At 58.3% G+C, this 22659-nt stretch carries 20 protein-coding genes; 9 read left to right on the forward strand and 11 right to left on the reverse strand.

Translation table 11 applies throughout. The annotated features are described in order from the left end of the window. The first annotated feature begins 7 nt into the window (after nt 1–7). The 4 genes from ACSYTG_RS04890 to ACSYTG_RS04905 all read left to right on the forward strand — a co-directional run bounded on the left by ACSYTG_RS04890 (nt 8) and on the right by ACSYTG_RS04905 (nt 5045). Entirely contained in the window at nt 8–1651 is a 1644-nt protein-coding gene (locus tag ACSYTG_RS04890; protein WP_095349424.1) for a ribonuclease J, read from the forward strand. 142 nt (nt 1652–1793) lie between these two features. Continuing rightward, nucleotides 1794–3110, forward strand: a complete 1317-nt coding sequence (gene proS / locus ACSYTG_RS04895) for a proline--tRNA ligase (protein WP_489782985.1) — start codon at nt 1794–1796, stop codon at nt 3108–3110. A 5-nt stretch (nt 3111–3115) separates the two neighbouring features. Next, on the forward strand, nt 3116–4366 hold the full coding sequence (locus ACSYTG_RS04900; RefSeq protein ID WP_086645418.1) for a lipoprotein-releasing ABC transporter permease subunit: 1251 nt from the start codon (nt 3116–3118) through the stop codon (nt 4364–4366). Next, a complete protein-coding gene (locus ACSYTG_RS04905) occupies nt 4359–5045 on the forward strand; it encodes an ABC transporter ATP-binding protein (RefSeq protein ID WP_165925446.1) in 687 nt (228 codons plus the stop codon). Before ACSYTG_RS04900 ends, ACSYTG_RS04905 begins: the two co-directional genes overlap by 8 nt. A 68-nt stretch (nt 5046–5113) precedes the next feature. Here ACSYTG_RS04905 and ACSYTG_RS04910 read toward each other — a convergent pair whose 3' ends face one another. Continuing rightward, nucleotides 5114–5644: a glutathione peroxidase gene (locus tag ACSYTG_RS04910; protein WP_489782984.1), complete on the reverse strand. Its 531-nt coding sequence runs from the start codon at nt 5642–5644 to the stop codon at nt 5114–5116. 223 nt (nt 5645–5867) lie between these two features. Between ACSYTG_RS04910 and ACSYTG_RS04915 the strand changes: the two genes are divergently transcribed. Beyond that, a complete protein-coding gene (locus ACSYTG_RS04915; RefSeq protein ID WP_086645662.1) occupies nt 5868–6650 on the forward strand; it encodes an IclR family transcriptional regulator in 783 nt (260 codons plus the stop codon). Nucleotides 6651–6711: 61 nt separating this feature from the next. Next, on the forward strand, nt 6712–7551 hold the full coding sequence (locus ACSYTG_RS04920; protein ID WP_489782983.1) for a DUF3108 domain-containing protein: 840 nt from the start codon (nt 6712–6714) through the stop codon (nt 7549–7551). A gap of 57 nt (nt 7552–7608) precedes the next feature. Here the strand turns inward: ACSYTG_RS04920 and glmS are convergent, their stop codons facing one another. Together glmS and glmU are read right to left on the reverse strand one after the other, a co-directional pair. Beyond that, nucleotides 7609–9432, reverse strand: coding sequence for a glutamine--fructose-6-phosphate transaminase (isomerizing) (glmS, locus tag ACSYTG_RS04925; protein WP_489782982.1), 1824 nt, complete (start codon nt 9430–9432; stop codon nt 7609–7611). After that, nucleotides 9432–10778 (reverse strand): bifunctional UDP-N-acetylglucosamine diphosphorylase/glucosamine-1-phosphate N-acetyltransferase GlmU, encoded by a 1347-nt coding sequence (glmU, locus tag ACSYTG_RS04930; protein WP_489782981.1) that lies wholly within the window; start codon nt 10776–10778, stop codon nt 9432–9434. Before glmU ends, glmS begins: the two co-directional genes overlap by 1 nt. Nucleotides 10779–10887: 109 nt before the next feature. Between glmU and ACSYTG_RS04935 the strand changes: the two genes are divergently transcribed. Further along, entirely contained in the window at nt 10888–11586 is a 699-nt protein-coding gene (locus tag ACSYTG_RS04935; protein WP_489782980.1) for an HAD hydrolase-like protein, read from the forward strand. A 41-nt stretch (nt 11587–11627) separates the two neighbouring features. Here the strand turns inward: ACSYTG_RS04935 and ACSYTG_RS04940 are convergent, their stop codons facing one another. The 5 genes from ACSYTG_RS04940 to ACSYTG_RS04960 are packed head-to-tail and all read right to left on the reverse strand — an operon-like array spanning nt 11628 to nt 16406. Beyond that, nucleotides 11628–12416, reverse strand: a complete 789-nt coding sequence (locus ACSYTG_RS04940) for a nucleotidyltransferase family protein (RefSeq protein ID WP_489782979.1) — start codon at nt 12414–12416, stop codon at nt 11628–11630. After that, on the reverse strand, nt 12413–13195 hold the full coding sequence (locus ACSYTG_RS04945; protein WP_165925454.1) for a sterol desaturase family protein: 783 nt from the start codon (nt 13193–13195) through the stop codon (nt 12413–12415). Before ACSYTG_RS04945 ends, ACSYTG_RS04940 begins: the two co-directional genes overlap by 4 nt. Continuing rightward, nucleotides 13192–14292, reverse strand: a complete 1101-nt coding sequence (locus ACSYTG_RS04950; protein WP_489782978.1) for an LptF/LptG family permease — start codon at nt 14290–14292, stop codon at nt 13192–13194. Before ACSYTG_RS04950 ends, ACSYTG_RS04945 begins: the two co-directional genes overlap by 4 nt. A 12-nt stretch (nt 14293–14304) precedes the next feature. Further along, nucleotides 14305–15501, reverse strand: coding sequence for an LptF/LptG family permease (locus ACSYTG_RS04955; RefSeq protein ID WP_086645408.1), 1197 nt, complete (start codon nt 15499–15501; stop codon nt 14305–14307). Beyond that, nucleotides 15498–16406: a metallophosphoesterase family protein gene (locus ACSYTG_RS04960; RefSeq protein WP_489782977.1), complete on the reverse strand. Its 909-nt coding sequence runs from the start codon at nt 16404–16406 to the stop codon at nt 15498–15500. The genes ACSYTG_RS04955 and ACSYTG_RS04960 overlap by 4 nt, the downstream gene beginning before the upstream one ends. Nucleotides 16407–16537: 131 nt before the next feature. Between ACSYTG_RS04960 and ACSYTG_RS04965 the strand changes: the two genes are divergently transcribed. Then, a complete protein-coding gene (locus ACSYTG_RS04965; RefSeq protein ID WP_095349435.1) occupies nt 16538–17518 on the forward strand; it encodes a diacylglycerol/lipid kinase family protein in 981 nt (326 codons plus the stop codon). Between the two features lie 12 nt (nt 17519–17530). Continuing rightward, a complete protein-coding gene (locus ACSYTG_RS04970) occupies nt 17531–18502 on the forward strand; it encodes a hypothetical protein (protein ID WP_489782976.1) in 972 nt (323 codons plus the stop codon). A gap of 2 nt (nt 18503–18504) precedes the next feature. On the opposite strand, the gene spt is transcribed toward ACSYTG_RS04970, so the two are convergent. The 3 genes from spt to ACSYTG_RS04985 all read right to left on the reverse strand — a co-directional run bounded on the left by spt (nt 18505) and on the right by ACSYTG_RS04985 (nt 21868). After that, a complete protein-coding gene (gene spt / locus ACSYTG_RS04975; protein ID WP_086645405.1) occupies nt 18505–19719 on the reverse strand; it encodes a serine palmitoyltransferase in 1215 nt (404 codons plus the stop codon). Nucleotides 19720–19725: 6 nt separating this feature from the next. Continuing rightward, nucleotides 19726–19977 (reverse strand): acyl carrier protein, encoded by a 252-nt coding sequence (locus ACSYTG_RS04980; RefSeq protein ID WP_025826198.1) that lies wholly within the window; start codon nt 19975–19977, stop codon nt 19726–19728. A gap of 124 nt (nt 19978–20101) precedes the next feature. Continuing rightward, a complete protein-coding gene (locus ACSYTG_RS04985; protein ID WP_489782975.1) occupies nt 20102–21868 on the reverse strand; it encodes a fatty acyl-AMP ligase in 1767 nt (588 codons plus the stop codon). Between the last annotated feature and the right edge of the window lie 791 nt (nt 21869–22659).

Below are 22659 nucleotides of genomic sequence, written 5' to 3' on the forward strand. Positions count from 1 at the left end.
GGATAATATGACTGAACAGAACGGCGATCTGGCCTTTCTGCCCTTGGGCGGAACGGGTGAGATCGGCATGAACCTCAACCTGTATCGTCAGGGCGATACATGGTTGGCGATTGATTGCGGCATTGGCTTTAGCGGGAACGATACCCCCGAAGCAGAAATTCTGGTGCCCGACCCCGCCTTTATTGTCGAGCGGCGGAACCAGTTGGCCGGGCTGGTTATTACCCATGCGCACGAAGACCATATTGGTGCCGTGGCGCATGTGTGGCCCATGCTGCAATGCCCCATTTACGTTACGCCGTTTGCAAGTGCCGTACTGCGCCGCAAGCTGGCCGAAGCCCGCCTGATGGATGTGCCGATCCGCGTGATCATGCCCGGTGCACGTTTTAATGTGGGCCCGTTTGACATCGAGTTCGTGCCGGTTACGCATTCCGTGCCGGAAGCCCAGTCCATGGTCCTGCGTACTCCGGCAGGGATTGTGGTCCACACAGGCGACTGGAAGTTTGACCCCGAACCGCTGGTTGGCCCCGCAACAGACCTGAACCGCCTTGCCGAAATTGGTGAGGAGGGCGTTCTTGCACTGGTGTGCGACAGCACGAACGTGATGAAGCCCGGCCCTTCGCGCTCCGAGTCCGAAGTGCGCGTGAGCATGACCGAACTGGTGGCAAGCCTTAAGGGGCGCATTGCCGTGACCTGCTTTGCCTCCAACGTGGCGCGGGTGGAAACCATTGCCATGGCCGCACAGGCCGCTGGCCGCACGGTTGTGCTGGTCGGGCGTTCGCTGCGTAACCTGGACACGGCTGCGCGTGAGTGCGGTTATCTGTCCGGTGTTCTCCCGTTCCTGAGCGAGCAGGACGTGAATGATGTGCCTGATGACCAGCTGCTCATGATCATCACGGGCAGCCAGGGCGAACCGCGCTCGGCTCTGTCGCGTATTTCCATGGACGTGCATCCCAATATTTCCCTCGGGGAAGGGGATACGGTCATTTATTCCAGCCGCATGATTCCGGGTAATGAGCGGGCGATCATGGCGGTGCAGGATAATCTGGCAAAGCGTGGCGTTAAGGTTATTACCGACCGTGAACACTTTGTGCATGTTTCGGGCCACGCCACGGGTGGTGACGTGCAGAAGATGTACGAACTGCTCAAGCCCCAACATGTGGTGCCGGTGCACGGCGAATGGCGGCACCTGACCGCACAGGCCGCTCTGGCGCAGGAAATGGGTATTGCTCCCATTCTGCTGGAGGACGGGGATATTCTACGTCTTTCCCCGGGTAAGCTGGAAGTGGTGGATACCGCCCCCACAGGCCGCCTTGCGCTGGACGGCAACCGCCTGCTGCCCATGAATGGTGGCGTTCTGGCAGCCCGCCGCAAAATGCTGTTTAACGGCATTGTCATTGGCAGCTTTGCTGTGGATGACGAAGGCTTTGTTATTGGCGACCCCAAGGTGAGCGCGCCCGGTCTGCTGGACCCGGATGATCTGGAAAGTGTGCGTGTGCGCGAAGAATTCGCCAACGCACTGGACGTGATCCCCGATGAACTGCGCAACGAGGATGGAGCCTTCCGCGAGGCCGCCAAAACAGCCCTGCGCCGCGCCCTTGGCCGCAAGCTGCAAAAGCGCCCGCTGGTGGATGTGCACGTGCTGCGCGTATAAGGCGTTTTAGATACCGACGAACAAGAAAGCCCGGTCCTGCCGGGTTTTCTTTCGTTCAGGGCTGTTTTACAGCTTGATAACAGATAACACAGGCATGCCTCTCCTTTTGCCGGAGGCACGCCCCATACAAGGCTGAATGCACATGCGTCTTTCGCGCAGCTTTCTTCCCACCCTCAAGGAAAATCCGGCAGAGGCGCAGATCGTCTCTCACAGGCTCATGCTGCGTGCGGGGCTGATCCGCCAGACGGCTTCGGGCATTTATGCCTGGCTGCCAGCCGGGCTTAAGGTGCTGCGCAACATCAGCCAGATTGTGCGTGAAGAGCAGGACCGGGTGGATGCGCAGGAAGTACTTATGCCCACCTTGCAGTCCGCAGACCTGTGGCGCCGCTCCGGCCGTTACGATGCGTACGGGCCGGAAATGCTGCGTATTCAGGACCGGCACAAGCGCGAACTGCTGTACGGGCCAACCAATGAGGAAATGGTGACAGACCTGTTCGGTCAGTCAGTAAAATCCTACAAGGACCTGCCGCAGGTTCTGTACCACATTCAGTGGAAATTCCGCGATGAAATGCGTCCTCGCTTTGGCGTGATGCGTGGCCGCGAATTTCTGATGAAGGACGCCTACAGCTTTGATGTGGATTACGCATCTGCCGTAGCCACCTACCGGCGCATGATGCTGGCTTACCTGCGCACCTTCCAGCGTCTGGGTGTGCGCGCTGTTCCCATGCGGGCCGATACGGGGCCAATCGGTGGGGAACTGAGCCACGAATTCCTTATTCTCGCCCCAACGGGGGAAAGTGGGGTGTTCTATGATGCCGCACTGGAAGATCAGGACTGGCTGGACGAACCCGTAGACACCAGCAGCTCCGAAGCTCTGGAAGCCTTCTTCAACCGTGTGACCACGCCATATGCCGCCACGGATGAAATGCATGATACGGCAGCATGGGACGCAGTGCCCGACGCCCAGAAGCGTGAAGGCCGCGGTGTTGAGGTTGGTCATATTTTCTACTTTGGTACCAAATACACGGAATCCATGGGGGTGAGTGTTAGCGGTGCCGATGGTGCGCAGTTCTTCCCCGAAATGGGGTCCTACGGCATTGGGGTCTCCCGCCTTGCCGGGGCTATTATTGAAGCCTGCCACGACGAAAACGGCATTATCTGGCCCGATTCTGTAGCTCCTTTCCGCGCTGCTATCCTGAACCTGAAGTCCGGTGATGCGCTGTGTGATGAGATGTGCGAGCAGATTTACGCAAAAGCGCCAGAAGCATTCCTGTATGATGACCGGTCCGAACGGGCTGGCGTAAAATTTGCCGATGCCGATCTGATGGGCCATCCGTGGCAGATCGTGGTTGGCCCCCGTAGCGCCAAGGAAGGCCGGGTGGAACTCAAGCGTCGCGCCACAGGGGAACGGCAGGAGCTGAGCGTGGATGAAGCGCTGGCTCTGGTTCTGGCGGGCTGAGCACCATGTTCGGTCCCTTCGAGCGTGCGGTAGCTGGCCGTTATCTCCGCGCGCGGCGTGGGGAGCGGTTTGTTTCCATCATCGCCATATTTTCTCTGGTTGGTATTGCGCTGGGCGTTGCAACGCTGATCATTGTCATGGCGGTGATGAACGGTTTCCAGGCCGATCTTATGGGCCGTATTCTGGGCCTGAACGGGGACCTGAGCATTTATGGCGCAGGGCGCACCATCTCCCAGTATGAAGATGTGGCGCAGGAAGTCCGCTCTGTTCCTGATGTGCTGAGTGCCACACCTATTATAGAAGGGCAGGTGCTGCTCAGTGCCGGGTCTTACAGTGCCGGTGGTGTGGTGCACGGCATTACGGCACAGGGCCTGCACGACCTTACGGCGGTCAGTTCCTCCCTTGTTGCGGGGTCTCTGGACCAGTTTGGTCAGGGGGATGACTCCATTGTGGTTGGTGTAACCATGGCCGAGCGGGCAGGGCTGTCTATTGGTTCGCGCCTGACGCTGGTTTCGCCCGAAGGGGCGGCCACTGCTTTTGGCACGGTACCGCGTGTGCGTTCATACCGTGTGAGCGCGATTTTTGACGCCGGGGTAAATGACTATAATTCCAGCGTTGTGTTCCTGCCTATGCACGCCGCTCAGGTATATTTCCAGATGCCGGGCAAGGTGACGCAGATTCAGGTCGCCACAAAGGATGCGCAGCATGTGCGCCCGGTTACTATGGCCATTGTCAGGGCTGTGGATGATCCGGGTTTGCGGGTGCTGGACTGGACAACGGCCAACAACGCATTGTTCGGGGCCGTGCAGGTGGAACAGAACGTGATGTTCCTGATCCTGACCCTGATTATTGTTGTGGCGGCGTTCAATGTCATTTCCTCCCTGATCATGATGGTCAAGGACAAAACGGCCGACATTGCCGTGCTGCGCACCATTGGGGCCAGCCGTGGCGCCATTATGCGTATTTTTCTGATGTGTGGGGCATCGGTGGGTGTTACCGGCACGGTGGCGGGGACGGCACTGGGCATTGTGTTCTGCATGAATATCGAGCGCATCAGGCAACTGCTGCAAAGCCTGACGGGTACAAACCTGTTTAACCCGGAGGTGTATTACCTCGAACACCTGCCAGCCAAGCTGGATTGGGGGCAGGTTGGCGAGGTAATTGGCATGGCCCTCCTGCTTTCGCTTCTGGCAACATTGTATCCAGCCTGGCGCGCAGCCAGAACAGACCCGGTCGAGGCGCTACGTCATGAATGATACTGCGGTGCTCCGCCTGAACGGCGTTCAAAAAACCTATCGCAGTGGGGAGCATGACGTGCTGCCCATTTTGCAGGGGGCGGATTTTACCCTCAATGCGGGGGAAATCGTGGCGCTTGTTGCGCCATCGGGCACGGGTAAGTCCACGCTTTTGCATCTGGCAGGTCTGCTGGATACGCCAGATGCGGGGGACATTATTATTCGTGGTCAATCGACCAGCACCATGGCCGATGCCGGGCGCACAGCCCTGCGGCGGGATGAAATCGGGTTTGTGTACCAGTTCCACCACCTGCTGGGGGAATTTACCGCGCGGGAAAATGTGGTTCTGCCGCAAATGATCGCAGGTGTGCCCAAGCGGGTAGCCCGGAAGGAAGCTGAGCGTTTGCTGGAGATGTTTGGCCTTGCCCACAGGGTAGACCACCTGCCGGGCAAGCTTTCTGGTGGGGAGCAGCAGCGTGTGGCTATTGCGCGCGCGCTGGCTAATGCCCCCTCCCTGCTGCTGGCGGATGAACCCACTGGCAACCTGGACGTGCATACGGCAGACGCGGTGTTTACCGAACTGCTGGAAGCCGTGCGCAAGCGTGGTCTGGCCGCACTGGTTGCAACCCATAATGAGGAACTTCTGCCGCGCATGGACCGGGTTGTAACCCTGCGCGATGGCAAGCTTGTTACGCGTTAGAAGGCACACGGCATAAGGCGGCATTCCTCGCACTAGGGGGAATGCCGCTTTTTTTATGTTTGCTGGGGTTATCCGGTGGGTAGCAAAGCCCGTTCGACCGCATTGCGCACGCGGGCGGAGGTGGGTGGCGTTATGGAGGAAAACCATGCAACAGGCTGGCCGTTTCGCCCGATCAGGTATTTGAAGAAATTCCATCTGGGGCGTGCCAGAAAGCCCAGCTCTGTATCCAGCCATTTAAACAGCGGTATGGCGTTCTGGCCTTTGACAACGCTGCGTGCTGCCATGGGGAAAGCAACGCCGTAGTTCTTCTGGCAGAATGTTGCGATGTCTTCCGATGTGCCGGGTTCCTGCTGACCAAAGTCATTGCTGGGAACGCCAATAACCACCAGCCCGGCTTTGTGGAACTGTGTCCATAAAGCCTGCAATCCCTCATATTGTGGGGTAAACCCACATTTGGAGGCGGTGTTCACGATCAGGATGGGTTGGCCCCTGTAGGCACTCAGATCAATGCTGCTGCCATCGAGTGCGGGTAGGGTAAAATCGTATATGCTTGTTGCCAAGGTGCTGCCCTTTTGCTGCTTTTGTGGCAGGTAAGGCATCCTGTGTAGCGCACCACAAGAGAAGGAGCGAGATGTTATGCTGTCTGCAAGTAGTGGGTGGAAGCCTGCTGCCCTGTTCCGGGTTCTTGTGCCAGACTTCCACCACATCTTGTGCGCGGCAAGATCGTGTTCTGCTTTTTGTTGTTCATTATGTTGAACTCGATCCCGTATGTGGAATATGAAGATATGAGCCTCTCCTGTCAACATGGAAAATAAGAATAACATGTCCAAATCGCAGGATACGGTTCCCGCTCTACGCAGGGCCGTTCGTATACTTGATATGGTCAAGGATGCCGCCAAACCGCCTTTGGCGGCAGATGTAGCCCGTCAGCTCGATTTACCGCGTAGCACGGCCCATGGTCTGCTGGCGGTTATGCAGGAGCTGGGCCTGCTGGAAAAAACAGTCACGCAGGGGTACCGGCTGGGAACACGTCTGCTTGATTGGGCAGGCGACGTTACGGAAAAGCGGGATCTGGTGAGTGAGTTCTACCACGTGCTGGAGACTCGCACGGATCTGGAGGCCTTTACCGTTACCCTCACCATGCTGGAGGGGGCGGAGGTTGTGTATGTGGCCTGCCGTAACAGTGCGACCGTGCTGGGGGCGTCCTTCAGGGTAGGGATGCGCCTGCCTGCCATATTTACGGCCACAGGCAATGCCATGCTGGCGGGTATGGATGATGCCTCCTTCCGGGAATGGCTGGCCCTGCACCCTGTTACAACCTGGCCCCAGCCCCTGACGCCTAATGGCATATGCTCGGTTACAACGCTGGTGCGCGAAATTGCCGAAATCAAGGATCGTGGATATGCGGTGGATGACGAGCAGGTGCATGATGGGCTGTGGTGCTTTGGCGCGGCTGTCAAAGACCATTCAGGGCGTGCACTGGCCGGAATCGGGATCAGCCTGCCACAAGCGGAGCTGGGGCGGTACAGCGTTGCGCGTCTGGGGGGTGTTGCATCCCGTCTGGCAGAGGCGGTTTCCTTCCGGCTTGGTTATCGCGCAGGATAAGGTTTTGCCTGCGGGCGGAATGGAACAGAACATGCGTCTTGCTGCTATGCGGGCTGGAATAATGAACCGGAAAAACACATGCCGCCGCCATATGTGCGGCATGACCATGGGCCTGCTCCTTGGCATGCTGCCGTTGGCTTTTTGCCCGGCTGTGCAGCAGGCCCGTGCGGAAGGGGGGCTCATGCAGACCTCTGCGCGGTATCTGATCAATGTGCATGGCCTGCATGTGTTAACAGCCAATGTCGGGTACAGGCTGGGGATCAATGCCTATAGCGGCATTGCGCAGGTTCAGACCGCAGGCTTTTTTGGTCTGTTCGTACAGACCGATATGCGTATGCAGGGCTCTGGTCAGTTTTTGGCCAGCGGGCAGGCTGAACCCGCGCAGTATGACAGCGCAGGCACCTATAATCATGAGCAGAGCCACCTGCACATGACGTATCAGGCTGGTGTGCCGCAGATTACGGTACAGGAGCCCCCCATAGGCACCCGGGAAAAGGTAACCCCCGAAGAACGGGCAGGCGCGCAGGATATTGTTGCCCTGCTGGTTGGGCTGGTGCACCAGATGCAAACCCATAATCGTTGTGATGAAGCCCCCCAGAAGCTTTTTGATGGCCTGCGCCTGAGCGTGCTGAGCTTGCGCAATACGGGGGTGGAGCGTCCACCCTCCAGCGCATCCCATGCGTGGGGGAGCGAGTCCGTGACCTGCAATTTTGTTTTGCAGCAGGTTAAGGGATTTACGGCCAATGGGCAGTTCAGCAAACTCAGGCAGCCGCAGATCGGCCGGGTCTGGTTTGAGAATATTCCCAACATAGGTATGTCGGTTGTCAGGCTGGAAGTGGAGCACCCCAAAATGGGGCACGTTGTCATGCGGCTGGACGAAACACCCAAGCAAACGCCCTGAACCGCAAAAGCAAAAGCTGGCTCCCTGATAATAAAGGAGCCAGCTCTTGAGGTCTGGTTATTCCACCGTTACCGATTTTGCCAGATTACGCGGCTGGTCAACATCCGTACCCTTGAGCACGGCAACCTCATACGCGAGCATCTGCACCGGAATGGTTTGCAGGATCGGTGCGACAAAATCATGCACACGCGGGAGCACTACAATCTGCTCGGCAATGGCGGAAACACGGTCAGCTCCCTGCGTGTCGGTAAAGACCAGCAGGCGGCCGCCACGGGCTTTTGCTTCCTGCAGGTTGGACAGGGTTTTGTCGAACAGCGGTGTGGAGGGCACGCTGGCAACAATGGGTACGGTGCGGTCAATCAGGGAAATGGGGCCGTGCTTCATTTCCCCCGCCGCATAGGCTTCGGCATGGATGTAGGAAATTTCTTTCAGCTTGAGCGCGCCTTCCATGGCTACGGGGAACATGCTGCCCCGGCCGAGGTAGAGGACGTCTCGCGCTTCGGCCACAATGGTCGCCATTTGCCGAATGGCATTCCCCTGGTTGAACACTTCCGCCGCACGGCTTGGCAGGTCCATGAGTGCGGCGACCAGTTCTTCTTCCCCCATGGGGTCTAGCGTGCCGCGGGCACGGGCGGTGGCAATGGTCAGGCAGGCCAGTACGGTCAGCTGCGCGGTAAAGGCTTTGGTGGAGGCGACCGAAATTTCCGGGCCTGCCACGGTTCCCAGCATCACATCGCTCTCACGCGCCATGGTGCTGTGTTCCACATTAAGAACAGAGAGAATATGGATGGCTTTTTCACGCAGGCTGCGCAGGGCTGCCAGTGTGTCTGCCGTCTCCCCGGACTGGGAGATCAGCAGGCCAAGGGAGCCTGCGCTCAGCGGCGGATCGCGGTAGCGCATCTCGCTCGCCACATCAATATCAACCGGCAGGCGGGCAATTTCTTCCAGCCAGTAGCGGCCAACCATTCCGGCGTAAAAAGCCGAGCCACAGGCGGTTATGACCGCACGTGGCACGGTGGCAAGGTCAAACGGCAGGTCTGGCAGCACAACCTTGCGCGTTGCCGGGTCGATCATGCGCTGGAGGGTCTGCCCAATAACCAGCGGGTGTTCGTGCAGTTCCTTTTCCATGTAATGGCGGTAGCCATCCTTGCCGATGGAGCCTGCGGTCAGGGCGGTAATCTGCACCGGGCGCTCAAGGGGCGTGCCATCAAAGGTCATGAACTCGGCACCCTGCGGGGTGATCACCACGCAGTCGCCATTTTCCATATAGGTGATGCGGCGGGTCAGGGGAGCCAGTGCGAGGGAATCCGAACCAAGGAACAGTTCATCATCCCCAAAACCTACGGCGAGTGGTGCGTTGTTGCACGCCCCGATCATGAGCCCTTCATGGCCTGCAAAAATCATGGCAACGGCGTATGCGCCATCCAGACGTTTGAGCGCTTTAAGGGCTGCCTCCTTGGGGGGCAGGCCCTGTTGCAGGTGGTAGTCCACCAGCAGGGCAATGGTTTCGCTGTCGGTTTCGGTTTCAAACACCTGCCCGGCGGCTTCAAGCTCCTGGCGCAGTGTTTCAAAGTTTTCAATAATGCCGTTATGCACAATGGCCACGCGGGCTGTACCGTGTGGGTGTGCATTGCAGGTGGTGGGGGCACCGTGGGTGGCCCAGCGGGTGTGGCCAATGCCGGTTTTGCCCGCAAGGGGTTCCTGCTCCAGCAGTTTGGCCAGATTATCCAGTTTGCCAGCCGCCCGGCGGCGCTCTACGCGCCCATCTACCAGAGTGGCAATGCCTGCGGAATCATACCCACGGTACTCCAGCCTGCGCAGGCCTTCGAGCACAATGGGGGTTGCATGGCGTAACCCGACAACGCCGCATATTCCGCACATCAGCCGTTTTCCTTTTTTGCCTTCAGGGCATCTTTGAATAGTTTGCCGCGTTCCGGTTTGGTGGTCTGGCGCGCACGCCCCAGAGCCAGTGCATCCTGCGGCACATTGTTTGTAATGGTACTGCCTGCTGCGATCAGGGCGTTATCACCGATCTCGACAGGGGCAACCAGTACGGAGTTGGAGCCGACAAACGTATTTTTGCCGATGGATGTGGTGTGTTTGAACACCCCATCATAGTTGCACACGATGGTCCCGGCCCCAATGTTGGAGTGCGTGCCAACCTGTGCATTTCCTATATAGGACAGATGGTTGACTTTAACACCCGCACCCAGCTCGGCACTTTTGAGTTCAACAAAATTGCCAACCCGCGCGCTGGCACCAATAGTAGTTTCTGGCCGCAGGCGGGCATATGGGCCAATCACTGCGCCAGAATGTACCTCGCACCCTTCAAGGTGGCTGAAGGCGCGAATAACAGCACCTTCATGCACAACAACGCCGGGGCCAAAGACAACATTGGGCTCAACCAGCACATCGGCGGCCAGTTGGGTGTCTGTTGCCAAAAAGACTGTCTCGGGGGCAACTAGCGTTACCCCGTTGTCCATGGCGTTCTGGCGGAGGCGCTTTTGCAGGGCGGCTTCGGCCTGAGCCAACTCGCTGCGGGAGTTCACACCACGCAGTTCATCCTCTGCGGCCTCAACCGCACGGACCTGCGCATGCTCGGCCACAGCCAGGTCCACCACATCGGTCAGGTAGAACTCACCTTTGGCGTTGTCATTGCCCACGGCTTCCAGCCAGCGGCGGAAGTCTGCGGCATCGGCACAGAGAACACCTGCGTTGCACAGGTCTATGGCGCGTTCCTCGGGGGTTGCATCCGACCATTCCACAATGCGTTCCACATTGCCGGCGTTGGTCACCACACGGCCGTAGCGGGCTGGGTCTGCCGGGCGCATGGCCAGCAGGGCCAGACCCACATCGGGTTTACGCCGCTCCTCCAGCAGGGCGGTCAAGGTCTGGGCAGAAATAAGCGGGTTATCTGCATACAGGACTGCCATATCGCCATCACCAAACCACTGCGCTGCCTGCAGGGCCGCATGGGCCGTGCCAAGCCGCTCGTGCTGGATGACCACGGGGTAAGGGGCGGCAACTTCCGCCACATCTGCCATTTCCGGCCCGATGACCACAACCAGACGATCAAAGACCTCGGCTGCGTTGCGTAGCAGGTGGGCCAGCATGGGGCCGCCCGCAAGGTGCTGCAGGGCTTTGGGGCGGGAGGATTTCATGCGGGTGCCTAGCCCTGCGGCCAGAAGAACCGCTGTGGCAGGACGGAATGCGGGATCAGACGTCATAAATGATGCGGTAAGCCAAGCTCCGGCGTGTGTCAAACGTCTCGCTTATGGAAAAACTCCATGCCAATATCATAAAAGTTTTCTAATATTTACGAGGCGGAGGAACGGAATGTCTGCTTTGCGTCTGGCCGTGTTCGATATGGACGGCACTTTGCTGGATTCCTTGCCGGATCTGGCGGAATGCTGCCGCGAAATTCTGGCCCAATGTGGCTTGCCATTGCTGTCCGATACACAGGTGCGCGGCATGATAGGCAATGGCGTGCAGGCACTGGTGGAGCGGGCCCTGCACGCCAGCGTGGAGCAAAAAGCAAAAGAAAGCAGGACCGCTCCAGCCATACCATTTTCCACGGAGGAGGCGGTCAGCCGTTTTATGGCGGCTTACACACCCCGTGCCACCCGGTTGTCCCGCCTGTTCCCCGGTACGGAGGAGGCTTTGCACCGCTTGCGGGCACAAGGGTGGCTGCTTGCCGTCTGCACGAACAAGCCGGAAAAAGCGGCACGCCGTATTCTTGCGGATTTTGAGCTGACTTCCGTTTTCGCTGCCGTGGGCGGGGGGGATAGCTTTGCTGCCCGCAAGCCGGATGCGCGGCACCTGCTGGGCACAATTGCGCAGGCCGGAGGGAGTGCGGCAAGCAGTGTGATGGTGGGGGATATGCCGCCGGATTATCTGGCGGCTGAAGGGGCCGATTGCCCCTTTGTATTTGCAGGCTGGGGGTACGGTGCACCCGAACTGGCCAGCAGGGCCAAGGCTTCCGCTCCTTGCATGCAGGACATTCCGCCCCTGCTGGAACAGCTTATGCCAGCCTGAAGGTACGAGCCGGGGCTGTTCCAGCACCCGGCCTGGTTGGGTTAATGCCCGTATTGCGCCTTTAACACCGGTGCAAGTTGCTGGGCGAGAAGGATGTCGGCTTCCTTGTCCACATCCACCGCCGCGCGCCCATCTGATAGGGGAACCAGCTCGGCCTGTGCGCTGGTAAGGGCATAAATGCGGGCATACAAGGCCTGCGTGGATAGCCGCCCGGTTACTGCGCGAAGCAGAACGCCCAAGCCCAGAGTCCATGCGACCCGCAGCGGGTGTTTGCGGTTTTTTTCCACACTGCGCCACAGCTCGGCTACCCGGGCCGAAACAGAGGTTTTGAAGTAAAACAGATTGCAGCCGGAAAAAACCATGTCCGTCAGGCGGATATAGGTGCGCTTGGTCTGGGGTACACTTTGCTGGATGCTGCTCTGGGTGGCAACGCCAACGGCAATATCGGTTTTATCGGCTGCAGTGTGGAGCAGTTCCTCCACCCATTCAGGCTGGAGCAGGGCATTGTCTGCTGTGGTCACCAGCAGCGGGGTACCAAAATGTGCAAGACTGTCCAGCACGCTGGCACTTGGCCCTTCGGGGCGGGATGCCACAACCTGCACATCGTCTGGTAAAATCCCGGCCAGAATAGCCGGGTCTTCCAGACAGACGACAATACGGGTAACGGCGGGTACGGCCTGCAGGGCGTGAACCACCCGCACAACCATTGGAACCCCATCAATGGGCAGAAGTGCCTTGTGCGAGACACCACCGGCAACAGCAACGGGGTCCGGCTTGCCGGGGCGTGTTCCGGCAAGCACCAGAGCGGTAATGGCGGGAGCCGTGCTCATGCCGCGCGTTTCTGGTCCGGACGCGCGCCATCGGGCCGGTCGCGCGGGGGAGCGCCGGTTAGTTCCATAACCCAGGGGTAGCGCGAGGCCTGTTCAACATCATATCCCAGATTGAACACGGTCGGGCTGCGCGGGCGTGCTTTGGCATCCACGTAGTAGGAGCCCAGAACCCGGTCCACCACAAAGCTGGTAATGCCAAAATTACCATCTTCATCATGGAAGTGGTGCAGCACGTGGCGGGCTTTCATGCGCTGGATCCAAGCTGAACGGGGTTTGTAGTTCAGATGTTGGATGCAGTGGAAAAACTCGTAAATGCAGGTAATGGCAATGCCTGTGCCCAAAGCCGCGGCTGCCGTGGCAACGCCACCGATCAGGTAGCCAATGGGCAGGGTGATTACGGCAATGGTGGGCAGGGTTGTAACCGGCGCGCCAAACAGAACATCCAGCAGGTGCGGGTCCTGATGGTGGTCAAAATGGATACGCTTCCACAGTCCGGCGGTCCATTTGTTTTTATAAAGCAGGTGCCCGTGCAGAACGTAGCGGTGCAGCATGTACCACACTATGGGGTAGACAAACACCACGGCCAGTATGGCGCTGAGTGTTTTGGGCCAGCCTGCAAAAAAATGGGCAGAGACAAACGCACTGGCAAGGGCAAGGGCAAAGTACAGCAGAATGGTTGGATACGTCAGATAGGCGATCCACAGCTGCCGGAGATCCATTTTACCCAGGTCAAAACTGCGACCAGTCTTGAGGGAGGGGTTGTTCAGAGTTCCGCTCATCGTGTTTCGTTCCTCAGGAGCACAGTCAGTGCCCCCAATGTAAAGATGATCAACGTGGGAACTGTTGCAACCGGAGGCGGGAGCAGACCGGCATTACCCATAGCCCGCAGCAGTCCCTGTACAACAATAAACAGCAGCCCAGCGCCCAGACACCATACTGGCAACCAACTGCGTGTCCCCGTTCGTGGAGGGATATAGATTACTGGCATTGCGATCAACAGCAGAACCAGCAGAGACGCCGGGCGAAGGAACCGCTCGATCAGCCCCGCCCGGAGGAAACCCGGGCTGGAATCCGAGGCAAGCTGCCCGCGTAGCATGCCAATAATGGTTGCGGTGGACAGCGGCGCATTGCCCGAAGACAGGCGAATAAAATCCCGTGGCGCCAGAGTCGTGTGCCATGGCATGTCGGCTTGATGCTCCAGACGGTCCACCTTCTGGTCCCTGAGGTCCACGTCCAGCCCTTCCACGTTGTAAAGGGTCCAGCCGTGTGCGCCGGTGTAATGGGCCGTTTGTGCGTGCAGGGTTTTGTTCAGCATCCGGTTGGCATCGCGCATGTACACGTCAACCGTGTCCAGTATGTTGCCGCCATCGGCCACGTGGCCAATATGGGTCAGGCTGGAGCCTTCATGAAACCAGAAGGAATGCCCATCCTCGGGGGTGGGGTCGGTGCGATTCCACCATGCGGCCAGAGCCTGCTCGGAGCGGGGGGTTACCTGATCATCCAGCACAATGCCTGCCAGCCCGATCAGTAACGTTGCGGGCACCAGATATTTGTATAACCCGAGCGTGGATAGGCCTGCGGCACGAAGAATGGCTATTTCGCTGGCAAGGGTCATTTGCGTTAGCATAAGCAGCGCACCAATGAGCGTGCTGAGCGGCAGCGCGCCAGACAGCAGGAAGGGTAGGCGCATACAGGCGTAATTGAAAATCCCCAGAATACCCAGATGCCGCTGCAGAATGGGGGTTGTCTGCTCTAGCAGTGCCAGAATTTCCAGCAGGCTGACCAGCACGCAACTGCAGAACACCACGCGAAAAAGCAGTGCCCCGGACAGGTAGCGCAACAGAACATAACGCGGGTTGGGTGAAGGCTTGCTCATATACGGTTTTCTTTATGCCTGCCGGGTTCTGGCTGGCTGTGCCCAGCGGGCACGCCAGAGGAGGAATGTGCCCGAGCGGTAAAGGAGCAACGCCACGCACAGAACAATAAACACAAGTGCTGGTGCCCATATGACCAGTACAGAGAGCTGCCGGGTTGCAACCATGCTGTGCCCGAACTGCAGGATATGGTCGAAACCGATCATGAGGATAAAGGCAATGGGCAGGCCCGCATTATTGCGCTGGCGCTTGCGGGCCATGGCCAGCGCGGTTGCAAGGAGCGGAATAAAGGGAATGGTCAGGCTGCGGGCAAGGCGGAAATGCAGCTCCGACCACATATGCGGCCGCGAGATACTGCCGTCCTGGCGAACAATCTTGCTGATCAGTTCGGGGGATGTGAGCTCGCGCTCATCGTCCCCACGTTCGCGGAAGGGCGTGGTCTGGGAGGCATGGGTCAGGTAGCGGGTGGAGTGCTGGAATGTTGTCAGGCTGGGAGGTTTGTCACCCGAGTCCGAGACAATGATGCCATCCTCCAGATCCAGTTGCACGGTGCTGCCATCCGAGGCAATGCGGATGTGGCCTTTGCGGGCGGTAATGTTCCGTTCCTGATGGTCTGACGTATCGTGAATAAAGACGTTTTTCAGCTCAGACCCACTTTGGGTTACGTCCTCGGCAACAAGTGTGAGGTCGGAGGAGGGGCGGGCAAACATGCGTGGTTGCAGGCGCGGGGACCAGCCGGTGTGGCTGGCAAAATAGAACGCAGCCCGGAAGTCATACCGTGCATGGGGCTGGATAAACCCGTAAAGCAGGAAGGAAATAACGCCCAGCACCAGCCCCAGATGGATATAGGGCCGCGTGATTCGCAAAAGGGAGAGGCCGCTGCTGTTGGCGGCGTCAATTTCCTCATTCTGGCTCATGCGGCGCATGACGGCAAAAACCGACACGCAAAGAGCGGCCGGTATGGCCAGCCCCAGATAATGGGGGAGCAGGGTGGTCAGCAGCTCAACAAACGTGCGTAAATTGTTGTTGCCTTCCGCCAGCAGGTTAAACAGAACCAGCAGGCGCTCGAGCAGAAGCGCCGTCATGACCACGGCCAGAGCAATGGTAAATGGCGGAATAACCTGATTGATCAGGTAACGATCAAGCGTTGTGGGCCGGAACCGCTGGAAAAAGCGGCGGATGGCGGGCGCGTTCAGCATGAAAAATGTCATACTGCGGTTTTTGGTAAATGGCGATGCCGTGAGTAAACTCTACCTGCCTCGCTGTCGTGCATAAAACCATCCGTACCAAGTGCCCTGCGTTGCACGGTAATATCCCATGTGGTGGGCTGGGCGGTAATGGTTATTTGGTTCCAGCCAGCGGCTTTCTGGGGGCTGCTGGCAATATGGGATGCAGACGTCGTGCCAATTACAGGAATGGAGGTGCCCGGAATGGTGCATGTCGTGGCGCGGTGGGAGTGCCCGTGTAGCACCAGTTCCGCTCCTTCGCGGCGCAGGATGTCCTGTAGCATGTTCAGGTCCGTCAGGCCCTTGCGGTTCTGGACCAGATGGGCGACCGGCGGGTGATGGAGCAGCACAACGCGGCATAACCCGGACTCGCCGAGTGTTCTGAGTGTCTTGCCCAAAAGTTCCAGTTGCTGGTCCCCCGTTCTGCCTGTTGCCATGAAGGGGAGGGAGGGCACTGCCGTATTCACCCCGATCAGGGCGACATGGTTCTGAACAAGAACAGAGGGAGCCTTGCTGTTCTCCCCCATATGGAGCCACGGTGCCCACAGGGCGCGTTTTTCCCGGTTTTTTTCCCGCACCAGAGCCTCATGGTTGCCCGGCACAAGCAGTGTGGGGGGGAGGTTCTGCTCCTTTAGCCAGCGTTCCGCCGCACGGAATTCAGATAGGAGGCCAAGATTGGTCATATCCCCTGTAAGGGCGACCAGCGTGGGGTGTGCCTGCTCAATGTCCTGCATGACCTGCAACAGGGGGGCCGGAGCATGCAGGTGCCTGCGGCGGTAAAACCAGCTCAACAGGCTTAATACGCGTTTAAAACGCCATTCCCGCCAAGTGGGCAGGCCAGCCAGAGGCAGGTGCGGGTCGGAAAAATGGGCAAGAAGAACGCTGGCCAAGAAAATTAGGTCTCCAGTCGGGGGCGTTGCCAGCGTACAGTATGTGACAAGCGCGCTCTGGCTCTTTATACCACTGAGCCGAGCCGGGGCAAAAGCACCGACCTGTAACTTGTGCATTATAGAGTACGTGAGTGCCCGATCATCTAGCCCTTATTTATAATCCGTTCAGCCGTAAAAACCTGAAGAACGGCCCGGACTATCTCCAGAGTATCCAGGCGTTGCCCAATGTCCTGTTTTACGCACCAGATACACATGCCGCATTGCAGGGTGTTGTGGAGGATCTGCGTACGCGCAGCCTCTCCTGCATTGTGGTGGATGGCGGGGATGGTACGGTTGGCAAGGTGCTGAGCGTTCTGCATGCCTCTGGCTGGCCGCCGGAGGAGTGGCCACCTGTTGCGGTTATTCCATCGGGCAATACCAACCTGATTGCGGCGGATGTGGGGTACGGCAAACGTGGGGCGGAGGCGTTGCGTTGCCTGCAAACCGAACTGCGGTCCGGGCAGGCCATGCGTAAGGTCAAGCAGCGCCATCCGCTGGTTGTGCTGCGCACGGGGTACGAGGGGGCTGCTGTTCTCGGCTTTTTTGGGGGTATGGGGGCTTTTGGCAGGGGCATAAGCATTGCCCACCAGCCTGCGGTGCTCAAACGTTATGCGCACGACATGGCGGTTATAGCGACTTTTGTCATGACAGTTATGCAGCTTTTGCTCCCTCGCCAGCGAGATGGTTGGCTGGCAGGGGCCGCAGCCCGGCTGACATACGATGGCAAAGCCAGTAGCGTGAACAACCATTTTATGGTGCTTTGCACGGCGCTGAACACGCTGCCCTATGGTGTCTGGCCGTTCTGGCGTGCCGGTGGTGCGCCGTGCAATGGCATGCATTATCTGGACGTGGCGGCATATCCGCCTTCTCTCATGCGGGCTGTGTGGACCTTGCTGCGTGGGAAGGCTCCGGAATGGCTACGCCGCTCCTCAGCTTACCAGAGTGGTGCCGTGCAAACCCTTCAGATGCAGACAAACGAAAGTTTTGTGCTGGATGGCGAGATTCTGGAGCCGGGCGACAAGACGGATTTTACCATTCAGGCAGGCCCTCCCGTTTCCTTCCTTTATGCGTAATGGCTGACACACATGGCTAATACCGAGCAGACAACCCGCAGGCAGGCCGTTGGCCAGATCACACATATGCTGGCGCAGGAGCTGGCTCTTCCCGTTGCTCCGGAAGTGACCCGGTTTGTGGAGCAGATGTTGGGTCATGTGCGACCTCTGGGCGTTCTGTTTTATGGCTCGGGGCTGCGTGCTGGTATTGATGAAGACACGCTGCTCGATTTCTACATTATTGTCAGCCAGCAGTCAGACTGGCCGCGCTCTGCTCTGGCCTGCATGGCCAATGCGGTATTGCCACCCAATGTGGAGTATCAGGAACTCAGGGTGGCAGGCCGTGCCATGCGCGCCAAAATTGCCATTCTTACCCTGGCACAACTGCATGAGCTGACCGGATTTTCCACGTTGAATACCACGGTCTGGGCGCGGTTCTCCCAGCCTGTCAGGCTGGTCTGGAGTAATAACGCACAGGCTGCGCAGGCCATTACCCACTGCATTGTGCGCGCCAATGTAACGGCAGCAAAATGGGCGGCCCTTCTTGGTCCACTCAAGGCTCCATACAGAGTATTCTGGGATGCTCTGTATGCCAGTACCTACAAAGCAGAATTACGTGTTGAAAACGGGCAGCGGAGCAGCAGTCTGGTTGATGCCAATCTGGCGCGGTATGAGCATAGTCTCCTCCCGTGCTGGCAGGCTGCGGGCATTCCGTTTGAGGCGGAGGGAGGGGAGGTTTTGCCCTTGCTCACTGCTGAACAGAAAAACAAGGCCCAGCGCCAATGGCGGCTCAGGGCGCGGTTGGGGCGTCCGCTGAACATCCTGCGCCTGATCAAGGCGGTTTATACATTTAAAGGAAGTGCCCGCTATGCCGCGTGGAAAGTCCGGCGGCATAGCGGAATAAACATTCCCCTTAGCCCATTTGCGGAAAAACATCCGCTACTGGCTGCTCCGCCAGTGCTGTGGAAGCTCTGGCGGCAAGGGGCCTTCAGGCAGGGCGCGTAATGTTACGCGGCTTCTGGCTGGAGCGGTACACCGCATTCCACGGCAGCCTGACCAAAAATGGCAAGGGCCTGGTCAATCTGTGCCGCTGTGTGCGTTGCCATAACGGAGCAGCGCAGCAGCGGGCGTGAATCCGGCGTTGCCGGAGGCAAGCTGAGATTGACGTAAACCCCAAGTTCAAGCAGCCGGTTCCACATGGGAATGGCCTGCTCAACCGTTTCCAGTGTTACGGCAATAACCGGGCTGACCCGCTTGCTGGCGTTAAGGCCAAGCTTGGTAAAGCCCGCATGCAGCTGGGCGGCATTGTCCATAAGCTGGCGGCGCAGCTCTGGCTGGGCAATCATGTCCTCAAGGGCTGCCCCTGTTGCTGCAATCACTTCCGGGGGGAGTGAGGCAGTAAACATGTAAGGGCGGCAGTTCAGGCGCACGAGTTCCAGTTCAGGGTGGTCAGATACGCAGTAACCGCCAACCGTGCCCAGACTTTTGGAAAAAGTGCCAACAATAAAGTCAACATCTGCTTCCACGCCTTCGGCTTCGGCCGCACCGCGCCCATGCTCGCCCAGCACCCCAAAGGAGTGGGCTTCGTCCACCATAAGGTATGCGCCGGTTTCACGCTTGACGGCGGCAAACTCGGCCATGGGGGCCACGTTGCCGGTCATGGAGTAAATGCCCTCCACAACAATCAGCTTGGCACTGTTGGGCGCATCCAGCCGCTTGAGGCGCTTGTACAGATCGTCCGGGCTGTTATGGCGGAAGCGGATAACCTGCGCTGCACTCAGGCGGCTGCCATCATAGATACTGGCGTGGCTGTCGGCATCCAGAATCAGATAATCGTCTTTCCCGGCCAGAGCGGAGATCATGCCAAGGTTGGCCTGATACCCGGTGGAGAACACCATGGCGTCCCGCCGTTTGAAAAAGTCGGCTATCTTGCGTTCCAGGTGGCGATGGAGCGACTGTGTTCCATTGGCAATGCGGGAGCCGGTTGTGCCAACACCGCAGGTTTCTGCTGCTGCCTGCGCGGCCTTGATGGCGCGCTCGGACTGGCTGAGACCCAGATAGTTGTTGGTGCCAAAGAGCAGGGTTTCACGCCCCTCTATAATCCCAACAGTAGAGGAAACCGGCTTTTCAATGACAACGGCAAACGGATTGCGCCCGCCAGCCGCGACAACAGAGCCCAGAGCGCCCGCAAGGCCCTCGAATTTGGAAAACAGTGACGTCATCCACGCTTACCCTTTGTTCTTCAGGTCAACAATGCAGGCGGCCAGATCATTGATCGTGCGAATATCCGCCAGTTTGTCGAGCGGAACAGAGACGTCCAGACTATCTTCCACTTCCATGACAAAGTTCATGACTGCGAGAGAGTCAAATGCCAGATCTTCCATGATCTTGCAGTTGCCGTCGATGTCGCGCGGGACTTTGGGATTGGCAAGAAGCTTTTGGATGATCAGCGCGGAAACGCTTTCAACGGTTTCGCTCATGTCGGGTCCTTCATCCTTTATGGCATTTATATCAAGCCGAGCTTCCGCCCGCTGTGGCCGCCTTATGAGAGAAAAAACCAGATTTGACTAGCCTCTCACTCACAGGCGACTTTTCTCCCGTGCTTCAGGCGACTTCGGGCTGCTGGGCAAAAGCGCCGTTCACATACATTGTGCGGGCTTTGGCGCGGGTCAGCTTGCCAGAAGAGGTCTGGGGCAGCGTATGAGGGGGAACCAGCACAACCATAACATCAACCCCATGCAGCCTGCGGAACAGGCTCGCCGTTTCGGCGCGGAGGGCTTCACGGGCTTCGGGGTTGGTGGTGCGGCACTGGATCAGCGCCACGATTTCTTCATGGTTGTCTTTTTCAAGGGAAAAAACAGCCACGTCGCGGCTACGCAGGGTGGGAATGTGGGTTTCTGCCGACCATTCCAGATCCTGCGGCCAGATGTTGCGGCCGTTGATGATAATCAGGTCCTTGGCGCGTCCTGTGACCACAACCTGACCGTTGAGCATGTAACCCAGATCACCCGTGTTCAGCCACTTATCCTGATCCAGCACCTGCGAGGTTTCTTCCGGCATGCGGAAGTAGCCGGACATAAGGCTCGGACCACGGACGTAAATGGTGCCAACCTCACGGTCCTTCAGCACAACGCCATCGGGGTTGCGAACTTCCATGGCATGCTTGGGCAGCACCTTGCCGCATACAACAAAGGTGCGCGACGGTGTGCTGGGGTTTCCCGGAGCCTGCGCAATCCCTTTGCTTTCCAGTAGGGGCAGGTCAACCGTATCTGTTTCAATCCCGGTGTCGAGCGGGACAAAGCTGATGGCAAGCGTTGCTTCGGCCATGCCGTAACTGGCAACAAAAGCTTTGGCGTTGAACCCGGCAGGTGCAAAGCGCTCGGCAAATTCCTGCAGGATATGGGCGCGGATCATATCGCCACCAATACCTGCAACCCGCCAGCGGGACAGGTCCAGTCCGGGAGCGGCAGGGCGGCGGGCGCACAGCTCGTACCCAAAGGATGGGCTGTAGGCGATGGTGCCGTGGTTACGGCTGATCAGATCAAGCCAGACATGGGGGCGGCGCGCAAACTCACGCGTCGGCAGCAGGTCAACAGTGAGCTGGCATGTCATGGGGGTCAGGAAAAAGCCCACCAGCCCCATGTCATGGTAAAGCGGCAGCCACGAAACGCAGCGATCTCCGGTTTCGCGGACCTGCAGCCCGTCATGCGCAATGGCAGCCACATTGGCCATACCCGAACGCTGGGAGACACAAACCCCCATGGGGAAACGGGTGCTGCCTGAAGAGAACTGAAGGTAGGAAAGCGCATCGGGGTCCACCTTGCCCAGTTCCATATCCGGCACGGGGCGGGCCATCAGTTCGCTGGGGGAGCCAGCAAAAACCAGACCAAGACCTTCTACAATGTCATCCGTCCAGCCTTCAATAATGGCCGGAATAACGACCGCGCTGGCCTGCGCACTGGTGATCATGCCACGCAGGGTGGTCAGGTAAGCATCCTTACCACCAAATGCGACGGGCAGGGGGAGGGGCGCTGCAACAAGGCCAGCATACTGGCAGCCAAAAAAGATGCGGGCGAAGTCGCCATCGCTTTCCGCAACAATCGCCACGCGGTCACCGGCCTGTAGCCCCATGCCAAGCAGGCGCTTTGCGGTTTCAATAGCCTGTGTCCGCAGCACGCTGTAGGGCAGGGCTTCAAGCAGCACACCTTTGCCCGAATAGATATTAAACCCGGCTGTGCCTTGTGCGGCGTAATCCAGCGCATCTGGAAAAGTCGCAAAATCACCGTAACGGCGCAGTTGTCCAGACGCGGAGGGAAGCGGCTGGAGTGTTGCTTCCGTGGTGGGTGCAGAGGCTGGGTTCATAAGGTTCATCAGTTGGCCATTCGAAGAAAATCAAAAATTGCGGCGGCGCCAACCGGCGCAGTAAGTCCGTCCCCCAGAAAGGTCGAACGTCAGGCGTATATAGTCTTTTTGTGGATTTATGAAAGTATCATGAGAGCGGGAAAGCCGATTGCTCCCCGCATCAGGCACAGTCACTACTCATTATGGCGGGAGTTTGCCTTGAAGGAGCGGGGCGAACCTATCGCTCTATATAGAGCATGTCGACATTCACGCCATGTGGCGACCTCAAAGACATATTCCACAGTAAATTCAGTGCGTTGCAAAACGCGCCATAAGGCAGAACTCTTTGGGGCGTGCTCTTTCGCTTGATCCACGGGGAGTTGCCAAAAACAAGGAGCCTCGAGGCCAGAAACGTCAGGAACCATAAGGACCGCTAGGGCGTTACTATGGCAGCATTGTCCGGATATGGGCGGCTTTTCCAGGTGTTTTAGGCCGGGGCAATTATGCTGAGGCTGCTGAAAAGCTTGGGCTTCTATTCATGCTGGGCGATGGAAACGTAAAGTAACAAATTGTGTTGGTTTGCCGGGGCGGGAGCGGTCTGGTTTTAGTCAGTTAAGCAGTCTGTTTACGATTCCTGTTTGGGCTATTTGCTTCGTCGCGCAGTGTGTCTTGGTCTGCTGACGAATGCAGGGGCCGAACATGAGCTGGCAAGCATACGTTGTTTTGCTTCAGGGGGATGGGCAAAAGTGCCCCTGAAAGAAAAATGTCATTTTTTTTGTTTTCTAGTGTTGACGGTATAGTGTTGGTGGGTATAGAAGCTG

The organism is Acetobacter sp. ESL1128, from assembly GCF_058505085.1.

What these genes read in the sequence shown, in the direction of transcription:
- ACSYTG_RS04910 (WP_489782984.1), bottom strand. Translation starts at nt 5,644, where the DNA reads ATGCCTTACCTGCCACAAAAGCAGCAAAAGGGCAGCACCTTGGCAACA.
- ACSYTG_RS04940 (WP_489782979.1), bottom strand. Translation starts at nt 12,416, where the DNA reads ATGAGCACGGCTCCCGCCATTACCGCTCTGGTGCTTGCCGGAACACGC.
- glmS (WP_489782982.1), bottom strand. Translation starts at nt 9,432, where the DNA reads ATGTGCGGAATATGCGGCGTTGTCGGGTTACGCCATGCAACCCCCATT.
- proS (WP_489782985.1), top strand. Translation starts at nt 1,794, where the DNA reads ATGCGTCTTTCGCGCAGCTTTCTTCCCACCCTCAAGGAAAATCCGGCA.
- ACSYTG_RS04905 (WP_165925446.1), top strand. Translation starts at nt 4,359, where the DNA reads ATGAATGATACTGCGGTGCTCCGCCTGAACGGCGTTCAAAAAACCTAT.
- ACSYTG_RS04955 (WP_086645408.1), bottom strand. Translation starts at nt 15,501, where the DNA reads ATGACATTTTTCATGCTGAACGCGCCCGCCATCCGCCGCTTTTTCCAG.
- ACSYTG_RS04920 (WP_489782983.1), top strand. Translation starts at nt 6,712, where the DNA reads ATGAACCGGAAAAACACATGCCGCCGCCATATGTGCGGCATGACCATG.
- ACSYTG_RS04935 (WP_489782980.1), top strand. Translation starts at nt 10,888, where the DNA reads ATGTCTGCTTTGCGTCTGGCCGTGTTCGATATGGACGGCACTTTGCTG.
- glmU (WP_489782981.1), bottom strand. Translation starts at nt 10,778, where the DNA reads ATGACGTCTGATCCCGCATTCCGTCCTGCCACAGCGGTTCTTCTGGCC.
- ACSYTG_RS04915 (WP_086645662.1), top strand. Translation starts at nt 5,868, where the DNA reads ATGTCCAAATCGCAGGATACGGTTCCCGCTCTACGCAGGGCCGTTCGT.
- ACSYTG_RS04980 (WP_025826198.1), bottom strand. Translation starts at nt 19,977, where the DNA reads ATGAGCGAAACCGTTGAAAGCGTTTCCGCGCTGATCATCCAAAAGCTT.
- ACSYTG_RS04900 (WP_086645418.1), top strand. Translation starts at nt 3,116, where the DNA reads ATGTTCGGTCCCTTCGAGCGTGCGGTAGCTGGCCGTTATCTCCGCGCG.
- ACSYTG_RS04985 (WP_489782975.1), bottom strand. Translation starts at nt 21,868, where the DNA reads ATGAACCTTATGAACCCAGCCTCTGCACCCACCACGGAAGCAACACTC.
- spt (WP_086645405.1), bottom strand. Translation starts at nt 19,719, where the DNA reads ATGACGTCACTGTTTTCCAAATTCGAGGGCCTTGCGGGCGCTCTGGGC.
- ACSYTG_RS04970 (WP_489782976.1), top strand. Translation starts at nt 17,531, where the DNA reads ATGGCTAATACCGAGCAGACAACCCGCAGGCAGGCCGTTGGCCAGATC.
- ACSYTG_RS04890 (WP_095349424.1), top strand. Translation starts at nt 8, where the DNA reads ATGACTGAACAGAACGGCGATCTGGCCTTTCTGCCCTTGGGCGGAACG.
- ACSYTG_RS04950 (WP_489782978.1), bottom strand. Translation starts at nt 14,292, where the DNA reads ATGAGCAAGCCTTCACCCAACCCGCGTTATGTTCTGTTGCGCTACCTG.
- ACSYTG_RS04945 (WP_165925454.1), bottom strand. Translation starts at nt 13,195, where the DNA reads ATGAGCGGAACTCTGAACAACCCCTCCCTCAAGACTGGTCGCAGTTTT.